We start from the raw sequence: 24,190 nt of genomic DNA on the forward strand, positions 1-24,190 counted from the left end.
GGCGGCGAGAGGCGCTCAGAGATAGCCGCAGAAGCGCAGCACATGCCCGTCGGGCTCGCGTATCGCGAACTCGCGCAGCCCCCAGGGCTGCGACATCGGCGGCTCGATCACGCTGACGCCGCGTTTCACGTAAGCGGCATGCAGGCCGTCGACGTCCTGGCCCACATGAATCACGATCTCGCCGCGCCAGGCCTCGGCCTCGCGCCGGCCGCATTGCCACAGCCGGATGTAGACCGGATCGCCGTAGCTGCGGTCGCCCTTCTTCACCCGCGCATAGCTCGGCGGCTCGCCGGCGATGAAGTCGAGCTCGAAGCCGAGCACATCGCAGAAATAGCGCGCGGCGCGGGCCGCATCGGCGACCGGCAGCACCGGCTGCACGCCGTGGAATTCATGCAGCGTGCCGAGGTCGGCGGCCGCGGTCTTGCTGTCCTGCGCCATCAGTTCTCCGCCCGGCGCAAGGCGGCGACACGCTCGGCGATGGCATCGATGTCGAGCGCATCCTCGGCATGCATCAGGTAGGTCTCGAGGTCGCGTACCGCGCGTGCGGTGTTGCCCTGCTCCGCATGGGCCAGCCCGCGGTCGCGGTGCTCGCCCCAGGCCTCGGGGAAGAGCGTGACCAGCCGGTCCTGCACCGCGATCGCGCGCTGCCAGTCTTCCTGCGCCCGGTGGATTTCCTTCAGGTTGCGCAGCATGCGCCCGATGATCTCGCGCGGCGAGGCCGGCTGCAGGTACAGGCCCAACGGCACGTCGAAGTCGCCAACCAGCCCGCTGCTGCGCTTGTAGGGCTCGAGACGCTCGCTGAGCTCCTCGCGCGAGAGCGACTTGCCGGTGAAGGGATCGATCACCACCTGCCCCTTGGGCAGCGTGATCTTGACCATGAAGTGGCCCGGGAAGCCCACGCCGCGCGCCTGCAGGCCCAGGCCCTGCGCCAGCTCCATCCACAGCACGGCCAGCGAGATCGGGATGCCGCGGCGCGTGCGCAGCACCGCGTTGAGGTAGCTGTTGTCGGGGTCGTAGTAGTCGTTGACGTTGCCGCCAAAGCTCAGGTCGTGGAAGAAGAACTGGTTGAGGGCGCGCAGCCGCTGCAGCGGTGCGGCATCGGCGGGCAGCCTGCGCTTGAGGCGCGCGAGCAACTGGTCGACATCGCCCAGCACCTGCTGGACATCGAGCTCGGGGTATTCGTCCTGGGCCAGGCTGGCGGCGGCTTCGAGCAGCGGGAAGTGGTCGTCGCTCTTGACAAGCGACTCGAAGTACTCGAGTGCGGTGGGCGCCTGGAAGCTGAACGTCATGTGTCTTTGTAGAGGAGCCCGCGCCGAGCGTCAAGGCAGGGCATGCGCCATGAATCAGCGGCGCACCAGGCTGCGCAGCTTGACGCCCGCGAGCGCCAGCACTGCGAAGTACAGCAACGCCCCGCCTATCACCAGTGCCGCCAGCAGGCCAATGCGATGCAGGCGCTGCGCCTGCAGCCCGATCCAGTCGAAGTGCTGGTTGCCCCAGACCAGCAGGGCGCTCAGCGCGGCGGTCCCCGCCAGCACCTGGAGCAGGAAGCGCCCCCAGCCCGGCTCGGGCCGATAGCTGCCGCGGCGGACCAGTCCGACGAGCAGCCAGAGCGCATTGACCATCGCGCCGATGGCGATGGTGAGCGTCAGCGCCGCATGCTGAAGCAGCGGCACCAGGGCGACGTTGAGCAGTTGCGTCAGCACCAGTACCGCCACCGCGATCAGCATCGGCGTTCGCGTGTCGTGCTTGGCGTAGTAGCCCGGCGCCAGCACCTTGACGGCCACCAGGCCGACCAGCCCGACGCCGTAGCCCATCAACGCCAGGCTGGTGCGCTGCACGTGGAATTCGTTGAAGGCGCCGTTGTGGAACAGCACGGCCACCAGCGGTCGCGCAAAGACCAGCAGGGCCAGGGCGCAGGGCACCGACAGCAGCACCACCAGGCGAAGGCCCCAGTCGAGCATCGCGGAGTAGCGCGCATCGTCCTGGGCCGCGCGCGCGCCGGCGAGCTGGGGCATCAGCACCACGCCGAGCGCCACGCCCAGCAACGCGGTGGGGAACTCCATCAGCCGGTCGGCATTGGTGATCCAACTCACGCTGCCGGTTGCGAGGTGGGAGGCGATCTGCGTGTTGATCAGCAGCGAGATCTGCGCCACGCTGACGCCGATCAGCGCCGGCAGCATCAGGCGCGCGACGCGGCGCGTGCCCGGATCGGCCCAGGCGGCGCGGATCGCGCCCGGGCCGAGGCCGATGCGCGGCATCATCCCAACCCTGCGCAGCGCGGGAATCTGCAGCGCCAGCTGGAGCACCCCGCCCACCATCACGCCTGCGCACTGCGCATAGATCGGCTCGAGCCCCAGGCGCCTGAACCAGGGCGCGCCGACCACGATGGAGAGGATCAGCGCCACGTTCAGCAGCACCGGCGCGGCCGCAGGCACGGCGAACTTGCGCCAGGTGTTGAGGATGCCGCCGGCCAGCGCCACCAGCGACATGAAGCCGATGTAGGGGAACATCCAGCGCGTCATGGCGACGGCGGCGTCGAAGCTCTCCGGGTTCTTCTGCAGGCCGCTGGCCATGGCCCAGACCATCAGCGGCGCCCCGATCACGCCCGCCACGCACAGCAGGACGAGGGTCCAGGTCAGCAGTGTCCCCACGTGGTCCACCAGTGCCTTGGCGCCTGCGTCGCCCTGCTCGGTCCGGTTGGCCGCCAGGACCGGCACGAACGCCTGGCTGAAGGCGCCCTCGCCGAACACGCGCCGGAACAGGTTGGGGATGCGGAAGGCGACGTAGAACGCGTCGGTCATCGCGCTGACGCCGAACACCGAGGTCATGAGCACGTCGCGGATGAGCCCCGTGATGCGGGAAGCGAGCGTCAGCAGGGAGACGGTGGAGGCGGATTTGAAGAGCGACACGGCCGGAAGTGTATGTGGCTGCGCGTGCTCTTCCCGGGGCCCGGGACGGGCAGTTGCCCATCGCCTATAATGGAGGGCTTTGCCGCATCATCCGCAGACACTGTAAGGAACACCATCCATGGCATCCACCAAGCCCAAGAAAAAGAACCCGCGCCTCGCGTCGGGCCGCAAGCGCGTCCGCCAGGACACCAAGCTCAACGCCGCGAACACCTCGCTGCGCTCCAAGTACCGCACCGCTGTGAAGAATGTCGAGAAGGCCGTCGTGGCCGGCGACAAGACCAAGGCGGCAGAGCTCTTCGCGAAGGCCCAGAGCATCGTCGACACCATCGCCGACAAGGGCATCTTCCACAAGAACAAGGCTGCTCGCGACAAGAGCCGCCTGGCAGCCAAGGTCAAGACCCTGGCCCTCGCCGAAAAGGCCGCCGCCTGACGTCTTCAGGCAAGCCCGGACAGGCCTCCCGCCAGTCCGCCGTTTGATCTGGGTGCGCTGCAGCAAAGTGAAAAAACCGCCTTCGGGCGGTTTTTTCATGGGCGGGTGCTTTTCTACTTCCGGCTGCCAGCGGGAGGCGCCGCGTCGGGCACCAGGCAGGCCTCGGCTACCTGCAGGTTGTTGTCCCGGGCGAAGTTCATCACGAAGTCCCAGGCCATCACCTCGGCCTCGCGCAGCTCGGCGCTCACCACCACGCACTTGATGCCGTTGATCACGGTCGGCACGCACCAGGGCGAATAGCTCAGGTGGCTGTCCGGCTGCGGCCCGCCCGGCCGGAACGAGCACATCACGCCCGCCAGCCGCTCCGCCCAGTCGCTCGGGCGAAAGGTCCGGCCATCTTGGGTGATGCCCTGGATGAAAATTTGTTTGGCGGAGGGGGAAACCATGGATTGCGCGAAGGACGCAGGCGGGTGCTGCGCTGCACAATGGATTCTATCCGGGTGGGTCCCGCGAGCGACACGGGGGCGCGGCATTGCTGTGATGCGCAATCCTCAACGACGCTGTCAAAACGCAACCCTAGAATCCCTGTTCCCCTTTTCGGAGATCGTATGAGCGCCACTGCCGCCCCCTCCTCGCCCCATGTCATGAACACCTATGGCCGCCTGCCGATCGCGCTGTCGCACGGCCAGGGCTGCCGAGTCTGGGACACCGAGGGGCGAGCCTACCTGGACGGCCTCGGCGGCATCGCGGTCAACACCCTGGGCCACAACCATCCCGAGCTGGTGCCGGCGCTGCAGGAGCAGATCGCCAAGCTGATCCACAGCTCCAACTACTACCACGTGCCGGGCCAGGAACAGCTGGCCACCAAGCTCACCGAACTCTCGGGCCTGACCAACGTCTTCTTCTGCTCCACCGGCCTGGAAGCCAACGAGGCCGCGCTCAAGCTGGCGCGCAAGTTCGGCCATGACAAGGGCGTCGAGCGCCCAGAGATCGTGGTCTACGAGGCCGCGTTCCACGGCCGCAGCATCGCCACCCTGTCGGCCACCGGCAACCCGAAGGTGCAGAAGGGCTTCGAGCCCCTGGTCGAAGGCTTCATCCGCGTGCCGCTCAACGACATCGAGGCGCTGAAGAAGGCGACCGAGGGCAATCCGAACGTGGTCGCCGTGTTCTTCGAGACCATTCAGGGCGAAGGTGGCATCCACCCCATGCGCTGGGAGTACCTGCGCCAGGTCCGCCAGCTGTGCGACGAGCGCGACTGGCTGATGATGATCGACGAGGTGCAGTGCGGCATGGGCCGCACCGGCAAGTGGTTTGCGCACCAGTGGGCCGGCATCAAGCCGGACGTGATGCCCTTGGCCAAGGGCCTGGGCTCGGGCGTGCCGGTCGGAGCGGTGGTGGCCGGTCCGCGCGCCGCCAACATCTTCGCCCCGGGCAACCACGGCACCACCTTCGGCGGCAATCCGCTCGCGATGCGCGCCGGCATCGAGACCATCCGCATCATGGAAGAGCACAAGCTGCTCGACAATGCAGCCAACGTGGGCGCGCACCTCAAGGGCGCGCTGGAGCGCGAACTGGGCGGCCTGCCCGGCGTGAAGGACATCCGCGGCCAAGGCCTGATGCTGGGCATCGAACTCGACCGTCCCTGCGGCGTGATCCTCAATCGCGCCTGCGAGGCCGGCCTGCTGCTGAGCGTGACCGCCGACAGCGTGATCCGCCTGGTGCCGCCGCTGATCCTCAGCGTGGCCGAGGCGGACGAGATCGTCGCCATCCTCGCGCCGATCGTGAAGACCTTCCTCGCGGAGGCCACGCCATGAGCGCCGCCCGGCCGCCCGAAGGCGCTCGCACCGCAGCCGCAGGCGAAGGTTCTCCAAAGAACTCGGTCCCGGCGTTGCGCCACTACCTCCAGTTCTCGGACTTCACCGCCGACGAGTACGCCTACGTCTTCGCACGCGCCGCTCTGATCAAGAAGAAGTTCAAGGCCTACGAGAAGCACCAGCCGCTCACCGACCGCACCCTGGCCATGATTTTCGAGAAAGCCTCGACGCGCACCCGCGTGAGCTTCGAGGCCGGCATGTACCAGCTCGGCGGCAGCGTGGTGCACCTGACCACCGGCGACAGCCAGTTGGGCCGCGCCGAGCCGATCGAGGACAGCGCCAAGGTCATCAGCCGCATGGTCGACCTGGTGATGATCCGCACCTACGAGCAGACTAAGATCGAGGCCTTCGCCACGCACTCGCGCGTGCCGGTGATCAACGGCCTGACCAACGAGTTCCACCCCTGCCAGATCCTGGCCGACATCTTCACCTACATCGAGCACCGCGGCTCGATCAAGGGAAGGACGGTGGCCTGGGTCGGCGACGGCAACAACATGGCCAACACCTGGCTTCAGGCCAGCGAGATCCTGGGCTTCAAGGTGCACGTGAGCACGCCCAGCGGCTACGAGGTCGACCAGTCGATCGCCGGCATCCGCTCGGCCGACAGCTACCAGGTCTTCAAGGACCCGATGGAAGCCTGCCGCGGCGCCGACCTGGTGACCACCGACGTGTGGACCAGCATGGGCTACGAGGCCGAGAACGAGGCCCGCCGCGCCGCCTTCGCCGACTGGTGCGTGGACGAGGAGATGATGCGCGCGGCCCAGCCCGACGCCCTCTTCATGCACTGCTTGCCTGCCCATCGAGGCGAGGAAGTGCAGGCCGAGGTCATTGACGGCCCGCAGTCGGTGGTCTGGGACGAAGCCGAGAACCGCCTGCACGCGCAGAAGGCGCTGATGGAGTTCCTGCTGCTCGGCCGCCAGGCTGGCTGACCGCCGCTCGGCGCCTTTGCCGATGTTTGCGTTCTGTTGGAAATAACCGACACCACGACGCTGTTCACGGCGCTAAGTTCGCGCCATGAACCAACGCATCTGGGACATCTCGCCGCCGGTGCATGAAGGCGCGCCGGTATTTCCCGGCGACACGCCCTATCGCCAACGCTGGGCCGCGACCATCGCGCCGGGCTGCCCGGTCAATGTCAGCGAGATCACTCTCTCCCCGCACGTCGGCGCCCACGCCGATGCGCCGCTGCACTACGACCCGGAAGGCGCGACCATCGGCGAGGTGGACCTCGCTGCCTATCTCGGCCCCTGCCGCGTGATCCATGCGATCGCGCGCGGGCCGCTGATCCAGTGGGCGCACATCGCGCATGCCGTGCACAGGCTGCCGCCGCGCGTGCTGGTCCGCACCTATGAACGCGCCCCCATCGACCGCTGGGACGGCGCGCTCGCGGCCTACGCGCCCGCCACCATCGAACGCCTCGCGGCGCTGGGCGTGAAACTCATCGGCATCGATACCGCCAGCATCGACCCCGCCGACAGCAAGACCCTCGACAGTCACCAGGTGATCCGCCGCCTCGGCCTGCGCGTGCTCGAGAACCTCGTGCTCGACGCCGTGCCCGAGGGCGACTACGAACTCATCGCACTGCCGCTCAAGCTGCTGACGGCCGACGCTTCCCCCGTTCGCGCGGTGCTGCGCGAGTTCACTGCCCCATGACCATGACCCTCGACGATTGCCGGCGCCTCGATGCCGAAGACCCTCTCGCCGCGCTGCGCGGCCAGTTCATCCTGCCCGAGGGGGTGACCTACCTGGACGGCAACTCGCTCGGCGTGCTGCCCAGGGCCGCCCCTGCGCGCATTGCCGAAGTGGTCAGCCATGAGTGGGGCGAGGGCCTGATCCGCTCCTGGAACAGCGCGCGCTGGATCGACCTGCCGCAGCGCCTGGGCGACAAGCTGGCCCGCCTGATCGGCGCTGCAGCGGGCGAGGTGGTCTGCACCGACGGCACCTCGATCAATCTCTACAAGGTGCTGTTCGCAGCCCTCTCACAGATGAAGCCCAGCGGTCGCCGCGTCGTGGTCAGCGAGCGCAGCAACTTCCCGACCGATCTCTACATCGCGGAATCGCTGTGCCGCGAGCGCGGCTTCACACTGAAGCTGGTCGAGGAAAGCGAGCTGCCCGCCGTGCTGGACGACCAGGTCGCAGTGCTGATGCTGACGCACGTCAACTACCGAACCGGCGCGATGCACGACATGAAGGCGCTCACCGCCGCGGCCCACGCGTTCGGCGCGCTCACGGTGTGGGACCTCGCGCACAGCGCAGGCGCGGTGCCGGTGGCGCTCAACGACAGCGAGGCCGACTTCGCCATCGGATGCGGCTACAAGTACCTCAATGGCGGCCCGGGCGCGCCGGCCTTCGTCTGGGTGCATAAGAGGCATGCGAGCCGTTTCGAGCAGCCCCTGTCGGGCTGGTTCGGCCATGCGGCGCCCTTCGAGTTCACGCCGCACTACCGGCCCGCGCCGGGCGTGACACGCTACCTCTGCGGGACCCAGCCCATCATCGCGCTGTCTGCACTGGAATGCGGGATCGATTCGGTGCTCGCGGCCGAGCCTTTCGACGGCGGCCGCGGCAGCATGGCGGCACTGCGCGCCAAATCGCTGGCCCTTACCGATGCCTTCATCGCCCTGGTCGAGGAACGCTGCCCGGGCCGCTTCACGCTGGTCACGCCGCGCGAGCATGCTCGGCGCGGTTCGCAGGTCTGCCTGGCGCTCGCAGACAACGGGCCGGGCGCCTACGCCATCGTGCAGGCGCTGATCGCCCGCGGCGTCATCGGCGACTTCCGTGCCGGCGATACCCGCACGCCCGACATCCTGCGCTTCGGCTTCACCCCCCTGTACCTGGGTTTCGAGGATGTCTGGAACGCCGTCGAGCACCTGGTGCAGGTGCTGGAACGCGAGGAATGGAAGCGGCCCGAGTTCAACCAGAAGCTCGCCGTGACTTGAAGGAAGGCCCATCATGAATTGCACGGCCCGCAGGGCGGAGGTTTTCCAGTGAGCACCGAAAAGATCGTCCACGAAGAAAAGGCGCAGCTCGACTTCAGCGCCTCGATGAGCTACAGCGACTACCTCAGCCTGGACGCCATCCTCAACGCCCAGCACCCACGCTCGCCGGCCCACGACGAGATGCTCTTCATCGTGCAGCACCAGACCAGCGAGCTGTGGATGAAGCTGATGCTTCACGAGCTGCGCGCCGCGATCCGCTGCGTCGCCGAGGACGAGCTTGCCAGTGCCTTCAAGATGCTGGCGCGCGTCTCGCGCATCATGGAACAGCTGGTGCATGCCTGGGATGTGCTGGCCACCATGACGCCGCCGGAGTACAGCGCGATGCGGCCCTACCTCGGCAGCTCCAGCGGCTTCCAGAGCTGGCAGTACCGATGCATCGAGTTCGCACTCGGCAACAAGAACGCCGCCATGCTCAAGCCTCATGCACACCGGCCCGAGCTGCTGGCCGAAGTCGAAGCGGCCTGGCACGCCCCCTCGCTTTACGACGAGGCGCTGCGCCTGTTGGCGCGCCGGGGCTTCGCCATTCCGGCCGACCACGTCGAGCGCGACTGGACCCGTCCGTACGAATGCAGCGATGGCGTGGAGCAGGTCTGGCTGACCATCTACCGCGATCCGAAGCAGCACTGGGAGCTCTACCAGCTGGGCGAGGAGCTGACCGACCTGGAAGACGCGTTCCGCCTCTGGCGCTTCCGCCACGTGACCACCGTGGAGCGCGTGATCGGCTTCAAGCGCGGCACCGGCGGCACGGGCGGCGTGAGCTACCTGCGCAAGATGCTCGACGTGGTGCTCTTCCCCGAGATCTGGAAGCTGCGCACGGATCTCTAGTTCTGGTTCTATCGGCCCGGCGGCACCGCTGGAAACTTCGCCGCTGCCAGACGGTTCTGGACGGCCTGCGCGGCGGCCTTCAGATCGCCGAGATGGCGCTTCACGACCTCCTGCTCGGTCGCGACCGCCGGCAGCCACGCGCAACTGATGCAGCCGACCACCACACCACCGAGCTGAATCGGCACCGAGATGGCGCCGAATCGCTCCGGCGAATCCAGGCTCGTCGGACTCGGGTCGCGCGATGCATATCCCTGCGCCCGGTAGCGGGCGGGCCAGTCGGCGGCACCATGCGCCTTCAAGGCGGCACGGTCGACCTCGTAGGGCGAACGCGCCAGCCCGCCCAGCAGCCTGCGCCGTTCGGCTTCCGGGCAGAACGCGAGGTAGCAGCGCCCGAGCGAGGACAGCAGCAGCCGCGGGCGAAAGCCGAGCACGCGGTAGTTGACCGCCAGCCCGTTGATCGGCCGGTTGGTGTCGAGGATCAACATTGCGAGCCCGTCCAGCACTGCGAGGTCGGTCGGCCAGGGGACGACTCGCTGCAACTGCTCTCGCGGTTGCGTCGCGAGCGCGGAAAGTCGGGTGCGCCATTCCAGGGCCAGTCCCGATTCGCCGGGGCTGGCCGCTGGCACATAGCGGTTCTCGATCTCGTTCCGCTCGATCCACCCGGCCTCCTGCAACGTCCTCAGGATGCGCAGCAGCGTGGCCTTGGACAGCGAGGTCTGGCGGTGCAGGTCCGCCAGCGTGGCGGCGGACGAGCGCTGGATGGACCAGAACACATCGAGCCCGCGGCGAAGTGCGGTGATCGACTTCACGCCGGGCGCGGGCCCGGCGCTGCGGAAACTGTCGCGTCGCAATTGGTTCATTGGGTGAAATTATGTCTGGCTACACCGGGAAGCGACCCACAGAATTCGCTCGCTTCCTTCATCCCATCACAGCGGGCCCGAGCCCAGGAGACACCCCATGAAAGCCCTTCGACGACAGCTCACGCTCGGCGCCCTCGCGCTCGCCTGCGGCCTCGCCATCGCACCCGCCACCGCCCAAGCGACCTATCCCGCGAAGCCGATCTCCATCATCGTGTCCTACCCACCCGGCAGCGACACCGACTCGATCGCGCGCATGCTTGCCGAGCGCTTGGCGCAGCGCTTGAACCAGCCGGTGATCGTTGACAACAAGCCGGGCGCGGGCGGCACGCTGGGCAACTCGTTCGTCGGCCGCGCAGCGCACGACGGCTACACGCTGCTTTTCACGCCCAACCCTTTCACCACCGCGCCAATGGTGCTGCGCCTGTCGCCCGCCGCCAGCTATGACGTGCTGCACGGGTTCGAGCCGATCATCCAGATCGCGACCCAGCCCCTCGTGCTGGTGGCCCATCCGGGGGTCGGCGCGAAGTCGGTGCCGGAGATGGTCGCGCTGGCCCGCTCCGGCAAGACGCTCAGCTACGCCTCCCCGGGCGCCGGCTCGCCGATGCACATCGCGGGTGAATGGCTCAACCGCGCTGCCGGCGTGAAGATCACGCATGTGCCGTACCGTGGCGTCGCCCCATCGGTCAACGACGTCGTCGCCGGCCATGTCGACACGGCCTGGGTGACGCTCGGCGTCGTGAGCCAGTACACCAGCCAGGGCCGGCTCCTCCCCCTGGCCATCGGCGATGCCTCCCGCTCGCCGCTCGCGCCCCAGGTGCCTACGCTTGCCGAACTGGGCTACAAGGACGTCGTGGTCGGCGCCTGGAACGGGTTCTTTGCTCCCAAGGGCACGCCCATGGAGGTCGTGCGCCTGCTCAACGGCCATCTGAACGAGATCATCAAGTCGCCCGAGGTGGTGAGCAAACTGGCGACCTTCGGTGCCCAGCCGGTCGGCGGCGCACCCGAGGTGCTGGCCAAGACCAATGCCACCGAATATCAAGTGATGGGCAAGCTGATCAAGGACCTGGCCATCACGGCCGACTGAGGCGGGACTCCCATGAGTGCTTCCACGCTGGGCACCTCGGTGCCCCAGGTCAATGCGCGCTCCAAGGTCACGGGGCGCGCTCTGTACGCCGGCGACATCCAACTCCCCGGCATGCTGCACGGCAAGGTGCTGCGCAGCCCCTATCCGCATGCCCGCATCGTGCACATCGACGCGACGCAGGCACTCGCGCTGCCCGGCGTGAAGGCGGTCGTGACGGGCGCCGACGGGCCGCCGGTGCCCTGGGGCGTTCACCACAAGGAGCGGCTCACGCTGGCACGCGACGTGGTGCGCTTCGCCGGCGAGGAAGTGGCCGCCGTTGCCGCGACGAGCGAAGAAATCGCGCGCGACGCGCTGGACCTGATCCAGGTCGAGTACGAGGAACTGCCCGCCCTCCTCACGCCCGACGAGGCGCTGGCCCCGCAGGCGCCGCCGGTCCATCCCGGTCGCGCCGGCAACATCTCGCACGAGATCCGCTTCGAGCGCGGCCACGTGGATGCGGCCTTCGCGCAGGCCCACCTGGTGCATGAGGCGACATACACCACGCATGCGCAATACCCAGGCTACATGGAGCCGATGGCCTCCGTGGCGGCCGTCGACGCCGACGGCCGCCTGCAGGTGTGGACCTCGACGCAGTCCGCGTTCCTGGTGCGCGCCCGCCTGGCCGCGGTGCTCGAACTGCCGGTCTCCCGCGTGCGCGTCATCCAGGCGACCACCGGCGGCGGCTTCGGCGGGAAGATCATCGAGGACGCCAACAGCCTGATCGCCGGAGTGCTGGCGCTGCGCACCGGCAGTCCGGTACGGCTCGTCAACACGCGGCTGGAAGATTTCCTCGCCTGTGCAACCAGCGTGCCCGAGCGCATCACCCTCCGGCTCGGTATGGACCGCGAGGGCCGGATCGTTGCCAAGGACGTGCGCATCGTCGCCGACTGCGGCGCCTACAGCGGCTTGTCGGCGGAAGTCATGCATGTCAGCGCGATGCGCAGCGACAACATGCACCGCAACGGCAACGTGCGCTCGCACGCCACGCTGGTCTACACGCACACGCCGCCGCACGGCGCCTTTCGCGGCTTCGGCGGCACGCAGATGCTGTTCGCGCTGAACAGCCATATCGACGCCATGGCGCGCCAGCTGGACCTCGATCCGCTGGAGGTCCACAGGCTCAACGCGATCGAGCGCGGCGAGACCTCAGTGCATGGTTGGAAGATCGGCAGTACCGGGCTGGCCGAGTGCCTTGCGCAATGCGCCGACGCGATCGGCTGGAGCGGCAGGCGCAGCCGAAACGCTGCCGTGCAAGTCGCAAAGCGGCGCGGGCTGGGCCTGGCCGCGGCCATGCACGTGAGCGGCAACCGGACCATCGGCGACTGGGACGGCTCCACCGTCATGCTGAAGATCGACGAGGACGGCCGTGTCGTCCTTCACAGCAGCGAAGCGGACATGGGCCAGGGGGCCATGACGATGCTGTCGCAGGTCGTGGCGCACGAGCTCGACATCCCGCTCGCGCATGTCCACGTCGTCCCGCCCGACACCGACAGCTCGCCCTGGTGCATCGGCTCGCTCGCCTCGCGCGTCACCATGGCAGCAGGCAATGCGGCCATCGTGGCGGCGCGCGCCGCGCGCGACAAGCTGCTTGAGCAAGCCGCAGCAATGCTGCAGGCACCGGTCGGCGAGCTGCAATGCGCGGGGGGCACGGTGCATGTGCGCGCAACGCCGCAACGCAGCCTCACGCTGGCCGAGCTGTCGCGCGCGCGCCTCTGGCGCCAGGGCGGTGAAGGCATCCAGGTCATCGGCACCTGGGATGCCAGGACCGAGATGTTCGACAAGAAGACCCTCATGGGCAACATCGCGCCGGCCTACTCCTTCGCTGCGCAGGCGGTCGAGGTCGAAGTCGATACCGAGACGGGACAGGTCACCCTTGTCGACAGCTTCGTGTCCGACGACTGTGGAAGGGCCCTCAATCCGCAGGCAGTCCACGGGCAGAGCAACGGCGCTGCGGCACAGGCGATCGGCTGGACGCTGTACGAGCGCCTGCAACTGGAGGACGGCCGCATCGCCAATGGCAACTTCGCCGACTACACGATGGCCACGTCCGACGCGCTGCCCATGCTGCGCAGCGGCATCGTGGAATCGAACGACCCCCATGGCCCCTATGGCGCCAAGGGCGCGAGCGAAACGGCGATCCTGCCCGGCCCGGCTGCCATCGCCAACGCCGTCTTCGATGCGGTCGGCGTTCGCATCACGGAACTGCCGATCACACCCGAGAAGTTGCTGGCCGCGCTGCGCCGGGGCGGGGAGCCGCGCCATGCGTGAGTTCGACTTCCTGCAGCCGCGCACCGTGCCCGAGGCGAGCCGCATGCTCGCCGATCTGGGGGACGATTGCCGGGTGATGGCCGGCGGCACGGCCTTGCTGCTGGCCATGCGCCAGCGCATGGCGGCGCCGTCCCACGTGGTCTCGGCCATGCAGATCGAGGGGCTGCGCGGCATTTCCTTCGATGCGCGCGAGGGGCTGCGCATCGGCGCGCTGGTCAAGCATGCCGAGCTGGCACGCTCCGATCTCGTCCGGCGCCACTACCCGATGCTCGCGGCGATGGCCGCGCAGGTCGCCAACCCGCAGGTGCGCAACCAGGGCACGCTGGGCGGCAATCTCTGCTATGCCGACCCTGCCACCGACCCGCCCGGCTGCTTGATGGCACACGGCGCGCAGTTGGTCCTGGGCAGCGCGCGCGGCCAGCGGGCCCTCCCGATCGAGGAGTTCCTGGTGGACTACTACGTGACCGCGCTCGAGCCCGACGAGCTGGTGATGGAGATCCGCGTGCCGGCACCGCCCTCCGATGCCGACGGCCGCTACACGCGTTTCCTGCGTACGGCCGCGGAGCACAGGCCGCTCGCCAGTGTGTCGCTGATGACGCGGCGCGAGGGCGCGCTGTGTCGCGAGGCGAGGCTGGTCGTGGGCGCGTCGGTGCCCGTTCCGCGCCGGCTCGCCCGCGCCGAGGAGTTCCTCCGCGGCCGAACGATCACCGAGGTCGTGGCCACGGAGGCCGCCGACATCGTTGCCGCCGACATCGACCCCATCTCGGACATCCGCGGGAGCGCCAATTTCCGGCGCGACATGGTGAGGGTCGCCTGCCGCCGGACCATCGCCGGCCTGTTCGGCCTGACTGGAGAAAACACATGAGCCGCACGGCCGTTCCGAAAGCGCACAGCACCGCAGCCCGCAGGGCGGAGGTTATCCAATGAGTCATCACACCATCGCCCTGATCGTCAACGGGCAGCGGCAGGAGGCGGACGTCCCCGCGCGCAGGCTGCTGTCCGACTTCCTGCGCGACGATCTTCACCTGACGGGCACCAAGCGCGGCTGCGAGACCGGCGTCTGCGGTGCCTGCTCGGTGCTGATCGACGGCGAGGTCGTGAAGTCCTGCCTGTCGCTGGCGGCGCACGCGGACGGCTGTGCCGTCACTACGGTGGAAGGGCTGGCGCAGGATGACCGGCTGCACCCTTTGCAGGAAGCCTTCATGCGCTGCGGTGGGCTCCAGTGCGGCTACTGCACGCCGGGCTTCCTGATCGCCTCGTGCGCGCTGCTGGCACACAACCCCGCACCATCGGTGCATGAGGTGCGCCACGGCCTCAACGGCAACCTGTGCCGCTGCACCGGCTACAGCCAGATTGTGGAGTCCGTTCTGGACGCCGCGGAGAAGATGCATGGAAATTGAGAAGACCCTGGCCTTTGCCGCACCGCCCGCGCGGATCTGGGCGCTGCTGCTGGACCCCGAGGTGATGGGCGGCTGCGTTCCCGGCATGCAGTCGATCGAGGTGGTGAGTCCCACCGAGTACAAGGCCTTGATGGCGGTGAAGATCGCCTTCGTGAGCGCGAAGTTCAAGCTGAGGACGACGATCCTCGAGCAACGCGCGCCATGCTACCTGCGCTGCGAAGGTACCGGCGAGGACGCCTCGGTGGCCAGCTCGCTCAAGCAGCAGAGCGAGATGTTCCTGGCCGAACAGGCCGACGGCAGCACCGAGCTGCGCATGAAGGTGAAGGTCGACGTGCTGGGTCGGCTGGGCAGCTTCGGCCTCAGCGTCATGAAGACCAAGGCTGACCGCATGTGGGATGAGTTCGGGCAGAACCTAGCGAAGCGGATCGAGTCGCAGCAGGAGGCACCGGCCGAGACACCGAACGCCCTCGAGGAGGAAGCCGTGCCACCGCCGCCGGAGAGCTTCGGCTGGTGGTCGCGCCTGCGCGACCGCCTGCAGCCGGCGACAAAGGGATGAAGATGAACACGCCTCCCGGCCATCGAACGATCCAGACAGCCTCCCACTGGGGCGTCTACAACGTGGAGATCGATCCGCGCGGCCAGATCGTCAGGACCACGCCATTCAAGGCCGACCCGCATCCGTCGAGGTACATGGCGAGCTTGCCGGAGACGGTTCGCAGCCCGCTGCGGATCAACCAGCCCCATGTCCGCGCAGGCTACCTGCAACGCGAGAAGACGCGCAAGCGGGGCGGCGAGGCCTTCGTTCCCGTCGGCTGGGACGAGGCGCTGGACCTGGTCGCTGGCGAGCTGGCGCGCGTCAAGTCCCGATTCGGCAACGAAGCGATCTATGGTGGGTCTTACGGATGGGCCAGCGCCGGGCGCCTCCATCATTCCCCGAGCGTCCTCAAGCGCTTCCTCGGTCTGCATGGCGGCTACGTCGAAAAGCGCGGCAACCACAGCTTCGGGGCCGCGCTGCAGATCGCCCCCTACGTCCTGGGCCGCTCGGACATCACGGAGATGGTGGTGCCCTGGCCCGACCTGGTGGCGTCGGCCGAGCTCGTGGTCATGTTCGGCGGTGCCTCGCTGAAGAACACCCAGATCGATGCCGGCGGCGCCGTGGCGCACGAGAGCCCGGACTGGTTCAAGCGCGCTCGCGCAGCAGACATTCGCTTCGTCAACATCAGCCCATCGCGCCAGGACCTGCCTGCGCAGGTGAAGGCGCAGTGGGTTCCACTGCGTCCCAACACCGACGTCGCCCTGATGCTGGGCATCGCGCACACGCTCGAGAAGGAAGACCTGTGCGACCGCAGCTTCCTCGCGACGCACTGCGAGGGTTACGAGCGATTCGAGGCTTATCTCATGGGACGCCAGGATGGCCAGCCCAAGGACGCGCGCTGGGCGAGCCGCATCACCGAGGTGCCGACGGAGGCGATCGAAGGGCTGGCGAGAACGATGGCCCGCTCGCGCACCCTCATCACGACCAGTTGGTCGATCCAGCGTGCCGACCACGGGGAGCAGCCGGTCTGGATGACGATCACGCTGGCGGCCATGCTCGGCCAGATCGGGCTGCCGGGACGCGGCTTCAGCCTGGGCTTCGGCGCGGTCAACGGCACGACAAGGCCGCACCACGACGATCTTCCGCGGCCGACGCTGCCCTTGGGTCCCAATCCCGTGAAGGCCTATGTGCCGGTCGGACGCGTGGGCGACATGCTGCTGCGTCCGGGCGCGACGATCGAATACGACGGCAAGACCATCACCTACCCGGACATCAAGCTGCTGTACTCGATCGGAGGCAATCCCTTCCATCACAACGGCAACCTCAACCGGTTCCTCGAGGCCTGGCAGCGGCCGGACACGGTGATCGTCCACGAGCCATGGTGGAACCCGGCCGCCAGGCATGCGGACATCGTGCTTCCGGCGACCACCACGATGGAGCGCAACGACATCCTGGCGCAGGAGTACACGCCTTTCTGGATCGCGATGAAGCAGGTGATCGAGCCCGTGGGCCAAGCGCGCAACGACTTCGACATCATGGCGAGCCTGGCGGCCCGCCTGGGCTTCGGCCCAGCCTACACGGAGGGGCGGGACGAGTTCGGATGGCTGAAGCACATGTACGACGGCGCGCGTGCGCGAGCCCGGGTCCTCGGCTTCGACCCGCCGGAGTTCCAGGCTTTCTGGGAAGCAGGGGCATGCGAGTTTCCACCGCCATCCGAGGCCAAGGTCCTGCTCGGCGACTTCCGGCGCGATCCCGCCGCGCACCCGCTGTCCACGCCGTCGGGGCGGATCGAGATCTTTTCGAGCACCATCGCCGGCTATCACTATGCGGACTGCCCGCCACATCCGGCATGGCTGGAGCCCGCCGAGTGGCTGGGGTCGCGAACGGCGTCGCGCTTCCCGCTGCATCTCCTCTCGAATCAACCGACACCGCGGCTGCACAGCCAGCACGATCACGCCCCCGCCAGCCGCCAGGGCAAGGTGTCCGGGCGGGAGGCGCTGGCTATGCATCCCGACGATGCGACGACACGCCGGCTTGCGCAGGGAGACGTGGTGCGGGTCTTCAACGATCGGGGCGCGTTCCTCGCGGGAGTGGTCGTCGCGGACCACCTTCGCCCCGGCGTCGTCCAGATCTCGACCGGCGCGTGGTACGACCCCGCCGAAGGCGGCCAACCAGGCAGCCTCGAGAAGCACGGCAACCCGAATGTGGTCACGCTTGACGGTGGCACGTCGCAGCTGGCGCAATCGACTGCCGTCCAGACGGTGCTGGTGCAGGTCGAAAAATGCGAATCGCCGCCGCCGGTCACCGCATTCGCCTTGCCGCGGTTCGCCTCCCGTCCCTCCTGAACGCGCTTGTCCCGGCGGCCCGTGAAGCCCGCTTCTCGAGTGCATTCATCGGCCCGGCGTGCACCGGGCCCGAAGAACTTGATACTCTCCCCCATGGCTCGGCATCATTCGGTTGCAGTTGGCTTGACTCACCGCCGCCGGGCATGCCGATGACAAGGAGACTCCATGAGCGCCCATTTTGCCGACGACGAACTGGCCCTCCTGCGCGAGCACGGCATCGTGCTCTTCGCCGAGCGGGTGATATTCGACGCCCGGCCCCCGATGACGGTCGAGCAGATCGCGGCCGTGCAGGAACTCTGCGCCGGGCCGCTCCCGCCCGAGCTCGTCGCGCTCTGGCAACGCACGGCGGGCGGCCGCATCGACTACGACCTGCATCTGCGCATCAACGGCTACGAGGAGGCCGTGAGCTGGGCCGAGCTGTTCTGGAAAGGCAGCGGCGCAGACCATGACCTCCAGGACTGGATCGAACACGAACAGCAGAACGCGCGTGAGGCGGCCGCAGCCCGCGACCAGCAGTGGGACGGCAAGCTCACCGCCCTGCCCTTCGGCGGCTTCGAGTCCAGCGACCGGATCTACGCCGTGGTCGAGCGCGGCGCCGACTATGGCCACATCCTGGCCTGGAAGCAGGGCCTGCCCGAGGCCTGGGCGCATGCGATGCACGAGGACGGCCTGACCACCATCGCGCACGACCTGCCCGCCGCGTTCGCCATGCTGCACCTGGACGAGGACCCTCTCGAGCCCGCCGGCGACTATTTCACCGGACAGGCGCTGCTCGAATACCTCGACGAACGGCACCAGACGCACGGGCTCGCGCTCGAGCTGGTGGACAAGCTGGTGGCCTTCTACCGTCGCGCGGTGGTCGACTGGCGCACGCCGCTGGCCGCGGGCACGCTGGCCAGCGACGGCGCTCTCTCGCGCATCGCCCTGCGTCACGCGGTCGCGACCGACGACAAGGCGCTGGTCGAGCGGCTCGCCGCCAACGGCGTGCCGCTCGACGGGCCGCTGCAGGGCAGCGCGCTGGCCACCGACCTGGCCCTCGCCCACGGCGCGCACCATGCGGCGGAAGCGCTCGCGCGCGCGGGGGCGCCCGTGTCGCCCGATGCGCTCGACGCCATCGACAGCGCAGTTTCGCCAGAGCTCGTGGCCCTTCTGCTGGAGCGCGGCGCCCGGCCCAGCGCGACCGCGATCGCCGAATGCGTGGCCTGCGGTGCGCCCGCCGCGGCGCGGGTGATCGCCGACGCCTATCGGAAGCAGCACGAGGACCTGCCTACGGCATTCGAGACGGTGCGCCAGGACATGCTGGCCGACCTGGAGAGCTCGCTGGCCGAAGTGCGCACCGGCAAGCGCAGCCACTACCTCGGCGCCGAGGGCCTGGCCGAGCGAGTCGACCACCTGCAGAGCTTCAGTCTCTGAGAAGGTTCAGGCCCCGTAGAGCCAGGGCACGTCGAGCAGCCGTGCGCCCAGCACCCGCAGGGCCGCGTCGCGACCCACGCGCACCAGGCCGGTGGCATGGAAGATCTCGCCGTTGCGCCGCGCCCGCGCCTGCACCTGCGCATTGCGTTCCCAGCGCCCTTGCGCGTAGCGCGCGAGACGCTGCGGCACCTCCTCGGCGCCGCAGCCGTCGAGTGCCTCGGCCAGCGCCACCCCGTCCTCGATCGCCATGCCGGCGCCTTGCGCCAGGTAGGGCAGCATCGGGTGCGCGGCATCGCCGACCAGGGCCACGCGCTCGCCGGCCATCTGATCGGGACCGCTGAGCGGCGTGCGGTCGCACAGCGTCCAGGCGCGCCAGGCCGGCATCGCCTCCAGCAGCGCCTGCAGGCCCGCGTCCATGTGGCCGGTCGCGGCCTGCAGGGCGGCCAGGCTGCTGGCCTGGTCCCAGTCGCGCGCATCCCCTGACGGCGCGGCCTCGGCCAGCACCACCACGTTGAGGGCCTCGCCGCGGCGTACCGGGTAGGCCACGGCGTGCAGGCGCGGGCCGAGCCAGACGCTGATCTGCATGCTGCGCAACGCCGCCGGCAGCGCCGATTGCGCGACGAGGGCGCGCCAGGCCGTATGGCCGGTCGCACGCGGCGGGGATGCATCCTCCACGACCCGCGCGCGCACCGTGCTCCAAAGGCCATCGGCGCCGATCAGCGCATCGCCTTCCCAGGCCCTGGTGGCAGTGCTCGCGACGCAGACCGCGCCCGCACGAGCCACGGCATCGGTGATGCGCGCGCCGGTGTTGACGGTGACGGCGCCGGTGCCACGCACGGCGGCGAGCAGCAGCGCATGCAGGTCGGCGCGATGCGCGCAGAGGTAGGGGGCGCCATAGCTGCGCAGCATCGCATTGCCGAGCGGCAGGCGCGCGATCTCGCCGCCGCGAACGGCGCTGCGGACAACCAGCGCCTCGGGCCTGGCAGCAATGCGCATCAGCGGCTCCCACACCCCGAGCATCTGCAGGCGGCGCGCGACGTTGGGGCCGAGCTGGATGCCAGCGCCGACCTCCCCGAAGGCTACGGCCTGTTCGAACAGGTCGATGCGGTGGCAACGACGGGCCAGGGCGAGCGCGCTGGCCAGGCCCGCAATGCCGCCGCCCGCGACCAGGATATGAGCGGCACGCATGCCAGCTCAGCGCCCGGTGGTGCTGCGCCTGGCCTGCGCCGAATCGGCCGGAGTGCCGCAAGTGCCGCAGCTGTCGCACGAACCGCAGCCCGAGGTCTTGGCAAGCGATGCGGCCATTTGCTGCGCACGCTGCGCATCGAGCAGGCCCGCGCGTTGCGAGCCCGAAGCGAGCCGGGCCGCGGCCGCGCGGCGCCAGCCGGCGGGCATCCAGCGCCAAACGGCGTAGAACGCGGCCAGCGCGACGATCAGTCCAACGATGATCTGTTGGGTCATCTCATCCTCCTGTGAATGCCAGGGCCACACGATAGGTGATCAAGCACGCAACGTAGGCGAGGGCAAACAAGTAGGCCGCCATGATCCACACATAGCGCCACGAACCGGTCTCGCGCTTGACCGCCGCCAGCGTCGAGATGCACTGCGGCGCGAACACGTACCAGACCAGCAGCGACAGCGCCGTGGCGAGCGACCAGCTGCCGGCGATCAGCGGCTCCAGCTGGCCCGCGACATCGTCGCCGGTCGCCGAGAGCGCGTACACCGTGCCGAGCGCGCCCACCGCCACCTCGCGCGCCGCCATGCCGGGCACCAGCGCGATCGAGATCTGCCAGTTGAAGCCGATGGGCGCGAAGATGTGCTCGAGGCCGCGGCCGATGATGCCGGCCAGGCTGTACTGGATGGCGGGGCCGGTCGCGCCCTCGGGTGGCGACGGGAAGGTGGACAGGAACCACAGCAGGATCGTCAGCGTCAGGATGATGGTGCCCACCCGCTGGATGAAGATCCACGCGCGCTCGTACAGGCCCAGCGCCAAGTTGCGCAGGTTGGGCCAGCGGTAGGCCGGCAGCTCCATCATCAGCGGCGAGCGCTGCTGAGTGCCGCGGAAGCGCTTCATCACCCACGCCACCGCCATGGCCGAGACGATGCCGAAGACATACAGCGCGAACAGCACCACACCCTGCAGGTTGAACACGCCGCCCACGGTGCGCGCCGGGATGAAGGCCGCGATCAGCAGCGCATAAACCGGCAGCCGCGCCGAGCAGGTCATCAGCGGCGCGATCATGATCGTGGTGAGCCGGTCGCGCCAGTTGCTGATGGTGCGCGTGGCCATCACGCCGGGGATGGCGCAGGCGAAGCTCGACAACAGCGGAATGAAGGAGCGGCCCGACAGCCCCACCGTGCCCATCACGCGGTCGAGCAGGAAGGCCGCGCGCGGCAGGTAGCCGGAGTCTTCGAGCGCAAGGATGAACAGGAACAGGATCAGGATCTGGGGCAGGAACACGATCACGCCGCCCACGCCGGCGACGATGCCGTCCACCAGCAGGCTCTGCAGCATGCCCTCGGGCACCAGTTGCTTCACCAGCTCGCCGAGGGCGCCCGTGGCGTCCTTGATGGCATCCATCGGCACGTTGGCCCAGCTGAACACCGCCTGGAACATCAGGAACAGCGTGACCGCCAGCACCAGCATGCCCCACAGCGGATGCATCACCACGCGGTCGATGCGGTCGCTGGCGGCCAGGCTGCCCGCGGGCTCGCGCACCGCCGCGGCCAGGATGCGGCGCACCTCGCGCTGGGTGGCGAGCACGTCGTCGAGGCCCGGTGCCTGCCAGGGCGCGGCCCGGGCGACCGCGACCGGCGCATCGAGCTGCGCCAGCAGGCCCTGCGCGCCGCCCGCGTGCACGCCGACCGTCTCGATCACCGGCACGCCGAGCTCGGCTGCCAGCAGCGGCACGTCGATCGCGATGCCCTGCTTCTTCGCCATGTCGGTCATGTTGAGCGCCACCACCATCGGCAGTCCCAGGCGCCGGGCCTCCAGCACCAGGCGCAGGTTGAGCCGCAGATTGGTGGCGTCGGTCACGCACACCAGCAGGTCGGGCAAGGCCTCCTCGCTCTTGCCGGTCACCACGTCGCGGGTGACAGCCTCGTCGGCCGACAGTGCATTGAGGCTGTAGGCCCCAGGCAGGTCGAGCACGGCCACCCGTCGGCCCGAGGCGGTGCGCAGCAAGCCCTCCTTGCGCTCGACCGTCACGCCGGCGTAGTTGGCCACCTTCTGGCGGCTGCCGGTGAGCAGGTTGAACAGCGCGGTCTTGCCGCAGTTGGGATTGCCCAGGAGCGCGATGCGTCCGGGCGGCGCGGACGAGACGGCGGCGCCCGGCTGGAAGTTGAGGGTCGCCTCAGCCATGGTGCGCGGCTCCCGGCAGCACGCGCACCAGCGCGGCCTCGTGGCGCCGCAGTGCGAAAGTGGTGTGGCCCAGGCGCACAGCCAGCGGCTCTCGGTTGGGTACTCCGGTGGCGACGATGCGCACCATCTCGCCGGGCACGAAGCCGATCTCGGTCAGCCGGAGCACCAGGTCGCGCACTTCCGCTTCTTCGGGCCTCGAGACCTCGAGCACGGTGGCCCATTGGTGGTTCGGAAGCTGGTCAAGGCTGATGGCGGCTGTCGCCGCCCGATTCATGGTAGTCACCCGCAGATCCAAAATCGACAAAATGAGAATTATTCTCGAAAACACGCGCCTTGGGCGAAGCGGAATCGAAGTAGCCCTGCTGCCCGGGCATCATCGCGGCCATGACAGACCCGCAATCCGATCCGCCGCTCGACGCCGCTCCCGTTGAAACGGCTCCCCCCTCCCATCCCTCGCAGCCTGCCGCCCGCGCCTCGTTCTGGCGCTGGATCGGCGAGGGCCTGCGCGCAGCGTTCCTGCTGCCGCCCCGCATCGACGCTTCCCCCACGCCCTGGCAACTGCTGATCCTGGTGTTGGTCCCGGGCCTGCTGGCCCTCGGCGTCGCGCGCCTGCAGATCGAGGGGCCGGCCAGCTTCCACCCGCTGCCGGCGCTTCAATCCTTCTGGGCGACGGCGCTCTCATGTGGCTCGGCTGGTGGACGCTGAACACCACCCCCGCGCGAGGCGCCCTCGGCCGCTGGTTCGCGCTGGGCACCTGGGCCGCAGTGCCCTGGAGCCTGCTGATGGCCGGCATGTCCCTGGCCTATTCCCAGGGCTGGTTGCCGAGCGTGCTGACCACGGCGTCCGGCTTCTGGGCGGTCTACGGCGCCTTGCTCGGGATCGGCCTGGTGGCCGCCGTGCGACTGATGGCCCGCTGCGTGGCGAGCCCGATGCGACTCGCGATCTTCGTGCCGGGCCTGCTGGCGATCAGCGCGCTCGGCATCTGGGAGGCCCTGCAGGAGCAGGAGCGCGTCTGGCAGGAAGACGCCAGCGCCTCCGCCAAGGCACCCGAGCGGCCCCGGCTGCGCCTGACGCAGGAGACTTTCGAGGCGCAGCAGGCCGTCTGGCAGCGCGCGGTCGACGGCATCGCGCCTCGGCGCGACGGCGAGGCTCAGGTGTTCGGCCTGGTGTTCGCGCCCTATGCCTCCGAGGACGTCTTCCTGCGCGAGAGCGCGATGGTGGCCACCCTGCTGGAGGAGCGCTTCGATGCCCGCGGCCGTGTGCTGCGCCTGGTCAACCACGCCACGACCGCGGAGGAGCTGCCGTGGGCGACGCCGCTGAACCTCCGGCGCGCCGTGGAAGCGGTGGCCGCCCGCATGGACCGCGAGCAGGACGTGCTGGTGGTCTACATGACCTCCCACGGCGCCAGCGACTTCAAGCTGGCATCGTCCCACTGGCCGCTCACCGTGCCCTGGCTGACGCCGCAGCAGCTGCGCGAGGCGCTGGACGCGGCCGGCATCCGGCATCGGGTGATCGCGATCTCGGCCTGCTATTCGGGCGGCTGGATCGAGCCCCTGGCCACCCAGCACAGCCTGGTCATGACCGCGGCCGATGCCGAGCACACCTCCTACGGCTGCGGCCACCGCTCCGAACTCACTTTCTTCGGCCGCGCACTGTTCGACGAGGCCCTGCGCAAGACGCGCTCCTTCGAAGCGGCCTTCGCTGCGGCGGTGCCGGTGATCCGGCAACGGGAGATCGACGCACAAAAGGAAGACGGCTTCTCCAACCCGCAGATCCGCGTTGGGGATGGCATCAGGCCCGTGCTGGACAGGCTCTCGCAGCGGCTCGGGGACGACTGAAGGAAAAAGCGGC

23 protein-coding genes and 1 pseudogene are annotated in these 24,190 nt (G+C 68.9%); 15 read left to right on the plus strand and 9 right to left on the minus strand.

Annotation, left to right across the window (positions count from 1 at the left end; genetic code table 11):
• Nucleotides 1-15: 15 nt before the first annotated feature.
• The 3 genes from E5P3_RS23230 to murJ are packed head-to-tail and all read right to left on the minus strand — an operon-like array spanning nt 16 to nt 2,909.
• Complete coding sequence (locus E5P3_RS23230; RefSeq protein WP_162588109.1) at nt 16-438, minus strand: bleomycin resistance protein; 423 nt, start codon at nt 436-438, stop codon at nt 16-18.
• Complete coding sequence (locus tag E5P3_RS23235; protein WP_162588110.1) at nt 438-1,289, minus strand: SirB1 family protein; 852 nt, start codon at nt 1,287-1,289, stop codon at nt 438-440. The genes E5P3_RS23230 and E5P3_RS23235 overlap by 1 nt, the downstream gene beginning before the upstream one ends.
• A gap of 54 nt (nt 1,290-1,343) precedes the next feature.
• Nucleotides 1,344-2,909, minus strand: coding sequence for a murein biosynthesis integral membrane protein MurJ (murJ, locus tag E5P3_RS23240; protein WP_162588111.1), 1,566 nt, complete (start codon nt 2,907-2,909; stop codon nt 1,344-1,346).
• Nucleotides 2,910-3,027: 118 nt separating this feature from the next.
• Here murJ and rpsT point away from each other — a divergent pair, with 118 nt between their 5' ends.
• On the plus strand, nt 3,028-3,339 hold the full coding sequence (gene rpsT, locus E5P3_RS23245) for a 30S ribosomal protein S20 (RefSeq protein WP_068676180.1): 312 nt from the start codon (nt 3,028-3,030) through the stop codon (nt 3,337-3,339).
• 113 nt (nt 3,340-3,452) lie between these two features.
• On the opposite strand, the gene E5P3_RS23250 is transcribed toward rpsT, so the two are convergent.
• Nucleotides 3,453-3,785: a DUF3579 domain-containing protein gene (locus tag E5P3_RS23250; protein ID WP_162588112.1), complete on the minus strand. Its 333-nt coding sequence runs from the start codon at nt 3,783-3,785 to the stop codon at nt 3,453-3,455.
• Nucleotides 3,786-3,947: 162 nt separating this feature from the next.
• On the opposite strand from E5P3_RS23250, the gene E5P3_RS23255 reads away from it, so the two are divergent.
• From E5P3_RS23255 to kynA, 5 genes are all read left to right on the plus strand, one after another.
• The gene (locus tag E5P3_RS23255) at nt 3,948-5,153 is read left to right on the plus strand and encodes an aspartate aminotransferase family protein (protein ID WP_162588113.1); all 1,206 of its coding nucleotides are present in this window, start codon (nt 3,948-3,950) and stop codon (nt 5,151-5,153) included.
• Nucleotides 5,150-6,142 (plus strand): ornithine carbamoyltransferase, encoded by a 993-nt coding sequence (gene argF, locus E5P3_RS23260; RefSeq protein ID WP_443083262.1) that lies wholly within the window; start codon nt 5,150-5,152, stop codon nt 6,140-6,142. The genes E5P3_RS23255 and argF overlap by 4 nt, the downstream gene beginning before the upstream one ends.
• A gap of 85 nt (nt 6,143-6,227) precedes the next feature.
• Complete coding sequence (gene kynB / locus E5P3_RS23265; protein ID WP_162588114.1) at nt 6,228-6,866, plus strand: arylformamidase; 639 nt, start codon at nt 6,228-6,230, stop codon at nt 6,864-6,866.
• A complete protein-coding gene (gene kynU / locus E5P3_RS23270; protein WP_162588115.1) occupies nt 6,863-8,149 on the plus strand; it encodes a kynureninase in 1,287 nt (428 codons plus the stop codon). The genes kynB and kynU overlap by 4 nt, the downstream gene beginning before the upstream one ends.
• A 48-nt stretch (nt 8,150-8,197) precedes the next feature.
• Nucleotides 8,198-9,034 carry a tryptophan 2,3-dioxygenase gene (gene kynA, locus E5P3_RS23275; RefSeq protein ID WP_162588116.1) on the plus strand — a complete coding sequence of 279 codons (837 nt, stop codon included), beginning with the start codon at nt 8,198-8,200 and terminating at the stop codon, nt 9,032-9,034.
• Between the two features lie 8 nt (nt 9,035-9,042).
• Here kynA and E5P3_RS23280 read toward each other — a convergent pair whose 3' ends face one another.
• Nucleotides 9,043-9,894 carry a helix-turn-helix domain-containing protein gene (locus E5P3_RS23280; RefSeq protein WP_162588117.1) on the minus strand — a complete coding sequence of 284 codons (852 nt, stop codon included), beginning with the start codon at nt 9,892-9,894 and terminating at the stop codon, nt 9,043-9,045.
• A 97-nt stretch (nt 9,895-9,991) separates the two neighbouring features.
• Here E5P3_RS23280 and E5P3_RS23285 point away from each other — a divergent pair, with 97 nt between their 5' ends.
• The 7 genes and pseudogenes from E5P3_RS23285 to E5P3_RS23315 all read left to right on the plus strand — a co-directional run bounded on the left by E5P3_RS23285 (nt 9,992) and on the right by E5P3_RS23315 (nt 18,978).
• Nucleotides 9,992-10,978, plus strand: coding sequence for a Bug family tripartite tricarboxylate transporter substrate binding protein (locus tag E5P3_RS23285; protein ID WP_162588118.1), 987 nt, complete (start codon nt 9,992-9,994; stop codon nt 10,976-10,978).
• Nucleotides 10,979-10,990: 12 nt separating this feature from the next.
• The gene (locus E5P3_RS23290; RefSeq protein WP_162588119.1) at nt 10,991-13,285 is read left to right on the plus strand and encodes a xanthine dehydrogenase family protein molybdopterin-binding subunit; all 2,295 of its coding nucleotides are present in this window, start codon (nt 10,991-10,993) and stop codon (nt 13,283-13,285) included.
• Nucleotides 13,278-14,150 (plus strand): FAD binding domain-containing protein, encoded by an 873-nt coding sequence (locus E5P3_RS23295; RefSeq protein ID WP_162588120.1) that lies wholly within the window; start codon nt 13,278-13,280, stop codon nt 14,148-14,150. Before E5P3_RS23290 ends, E5P3_RS23295 begins: the two co-directional genes overlap by 8 nt.
• A gap of 58 nt (nt 14,151-14,208) precedes the next feature.
• Nucleotides 14,209-14,685: a (2Fe-2S)-binding protein gene (locus E5P3_RS23300; RefSeq protein ID WP_162588121.1), complete on the plus strand. Its 477-nt coding sequence runs from the start codon at nt 14,209-14,211 to the stop codon at nt 14,683-14,685.
• Nucleotides 14,675-15,187 (plus strand): annotated as a pseudogene (locus E5P3_RS23305) (CoxG family protein); the annotation flags it as partial. The gene E5P3_RS23300 and the pseudogene E5P3_RS23305, both read left to right, overlap by 11 nt.
• 56 nt (nt 15,188-15,243) lie before the next feature.
• On the plus strand, nt 15,244-17,565 hold the full coding sequence (locus E5P3_RS23310) for a molybdopterin-dependent oxidoreductase (protein ID WP_162588123.1): 2,322 nt from the start codon (nt 15,244-15,246) through the stop codon (nt 17,563-17,565).
• A 165-nt stretch (nt 17,566-17,730) separates the two neighbouring features.
• A complete protein-coding gene (locus E5P3_RS23315; RefSeq protein WP_162588124.1) occupies nt 17,731-18,978 on the plus strand; it encodes an SMI1/KNR4 family protein in 1,248 nt (415 codons plus the stop codon).
• A gap of 6 nt (nt 18,979-18,984) precedes the next feature.
• Here E5P3_RS23315 and E5P3_RS23320 read toward each other — a convergent pair whose 3' ends face one another.
• From E5P3_RS23320 to E5P3_RS23335, 4 genes are read right to left on the minus strand one after another with little or no spacing between them, the layout of a single operon-like run.
• Entirely contained in the window at nt 18,985-20,166 is a 1,182-nt protein-coding gene (locus E5P3_RS23320; protein WP_162588125.1) for an FAD-dependent monooxygenase, read from the minus strand.
• 6 nt (nt 20,167-20,172) lie between these two features.
• Complete coding sequence (locus tag E5P3_RS23325; RefSeq protein ID WP_162588126.1) at nt 20,173-20,439, minus strand: DUF6587 family protein; 267 nt, start codon at nt 20,437-20,439, stop codon at nt 20,173-20,175.
• A gap of 1 nt (nt 20,440) precedes the next feature.
• Complete coding sequence (feoB, locus tag E5P3_RS23330) at nt 20,441-22,339, minus strand: ferrous iron transporter B (RefSeq protein WP_162588127.1); 1,899 nt, start codon at nt 22,337-22,339, stop codon at nt 20,441-20,443.
• The gene (locus E5P3_RS23335; RefSeq protein WP_162589817.1) at nt 22,332-22,613 is read right to left on the minus strand and encodes a FeoA family protein; all 282 of its coding nucleotides are present in this window, start codon (nt 22,611-22,613) and stop codon (nt 22,332-22,334) included. Before E5P3_RS23335 ends, feoB begins: the two co-directional genes overlap by 8 nt.
• A 110-nt stretch (nt 22,614-22,723) precedes the next feature.
• On the opposite strand from E5P3_RS23335, the gene E5P3_RS35860 reads away from it, so the two are divergent.
• Together E5P3_RS35860 and E5P3_RS23340 are read left to right on the plus strand one after the other, a co-directional pair.
• A complete protein-coding gene (locus E5P3_RS35860; protein ID WP_232073286.1) occupies nt 22,724-23,044 on the plus strand; it encodes a hypothetical protein in 321 nt (106 codons plus the stop codon).
• Nucleotides 23,020-24,177, plus strand: a complete 1,158-nt coding sequence (locus E5P3_RS23340; protein WP_232073288.1) for a C13 family peptidase — start codon at nt 23,020-23,022, stop codon at nt 24,175-24,177. Before E5P3_RS35860 ends, E5P3_RS23340 begins: the two co-directional genes overlap by 25 nt.
• The last annotated feature ends 13 nt before the right edge of the window (nt 24,178-24,190 follow it).

This window comes from Variovorax sp. RA8, from assembly GCF_901827175.1.
Lineage (GTDB): Bacteria > Pseudomonadota > Gammaproteobacteria > Burkholderiales > Burkholderiaceae_C > Variovorax.

Coding starts and splice junctions, on each gene's coding strand:
- E5P3_RS23250 (WP_162588112.1), bottom strand. CDS start 3,785: ATGGTTTCCCCCTCCGCCAAACAAATTTTCATCCAGGGCATCACCCAA.
- kynU (WP_162588115.1), top strand. CDS start 6,863: ATGACCATGACCCTCGACGATTGCCGGCGCCTCGATGCCGAAGACCCT.
- feoB (WP_162588127.1), bottom strand. CDS start 22,339: ATGGCTGAGGCGACCCTCAACTTCCAGCCGGGCGCCGCCGTCTCGTCC.
- E5P3_RS23285 (WP_162588118.1), top strand. CDS start 9,992: ATGAAAGCCCTTCGACGACAGCTCACGCTCGGCGCCCTCGCGCTCGCC.
- E5P3_RS23290 (WP_162588119.1), top strand. CDS start 10,991: ATGAGTGCTTCCACGCTGGGCACCTCGGTGCCCCAGGTCAATGCGCGC.
- argF (WP_443083262.1), top strand. CDS start 5,150: ATGAGCGCCGCCCGGCCGCCCGAAGGCGCTCGCACCGCAGCCGCAGGC.
- E5P3_RS23280 (WP_162588117.1), bottom strand. CDS start 9,894: ATGAACCAATTGCGACGCGACAGTTTCCGCAGCGCCGGGCCCGCGCCC.
- E5P3_RS23320 (WP_162588125.1), bottom strand. CDS start 20,166: ATGCGTGCCGCTCATATCCTGGTCGCGGGCGGCGGCATTGCGGGCCTG.
- E5P3_RS23340 (WP_232073288.1), top strand. CDS start 23,020: ATGTGGCTCGGCTGGTGGACGCTGAACACCACCCCCGCGCGAGGCGCC.
- E5P3_RS23295 (WP_162588120.1), top strand. CDS start 13,278: ATGCGTGAGTTCGACTTCCTGCAGCCGCGCACCGTGCCCGAGGCGAGC.
- E5P3_RS23300 (WP_162588121.1), top strand. CDS start 14,209: ATGAGTCATCACACCATCGCCCTGATCGTCAACGGGCAGCGGCAGGAG.
- kynB (WP_162588114.1), top strand. CDS start 6,228: ATGAACCAACGCATCTGGGACATCTCGCCGCCGGTGCATGAAGGCGCG.
- E5P3_RS23235 (WP_162588110.1), bottom strand. CDS start 1,289: ATGACGTTCAGCTTCCAGGCGCCCACCGCACTCGAGTACTTCGAGTCG.
- E5P3_RS35860 (WP_232073286.1), top strand. CDS start 22,724: ATGACAGACCCGCAATCCGATCCGCCGCTCGACGCCGCTCCCGTTGAA.
- E5P3_RS23255 (WP_162588113.1), top strand. CDS start 3,948: ATGAGCGCCACTGCCGCCCCCTCCTCGCCCCATGTCATGAACACCTAT.
- E5P3_RS23335 (WP_162589817.1), bottom strand. CDS start 22,613: ATGAATCGGGCGGCGACAGCCGCCATCAGCCTTGACCAGCTTCCGAAC.
- rpsT (WP_068676180.1), top strand. CDS start 3,028: ATGGCATCCACCAAGCCCAAGAAAAAGAACCCGCGCCTCGCGTCGGGC.
- E5P3_RS23325 (WP_162588126.1), bottom strand. CDS start 20,439: ATGACCCAACAGATCATCGTTGGACTGATCGTCGCGCTGGCCGCGTTC.
- E5P3_RS23230 (WP_162588109.1), bottom strand. CDS start 438: ATGGCGCAGGACAGCAAGACCGCGGCCGCCGACCTCGGCACGCTGCAT.
- E5P3_RS23310 (WP_162588123.1), top strand. CDS start 15,244: ATGAACACGCCTCCCGGCCATCGAACGATCCAGACAGCCTCCCACTGG.
- E5P3_RS23315 (WP_162588124.1), top strand. CDS start 17,731: ATGAGCGCCCATTTTGCCGACGACGAACTGGCCCTCCTGCGCGAGCAC.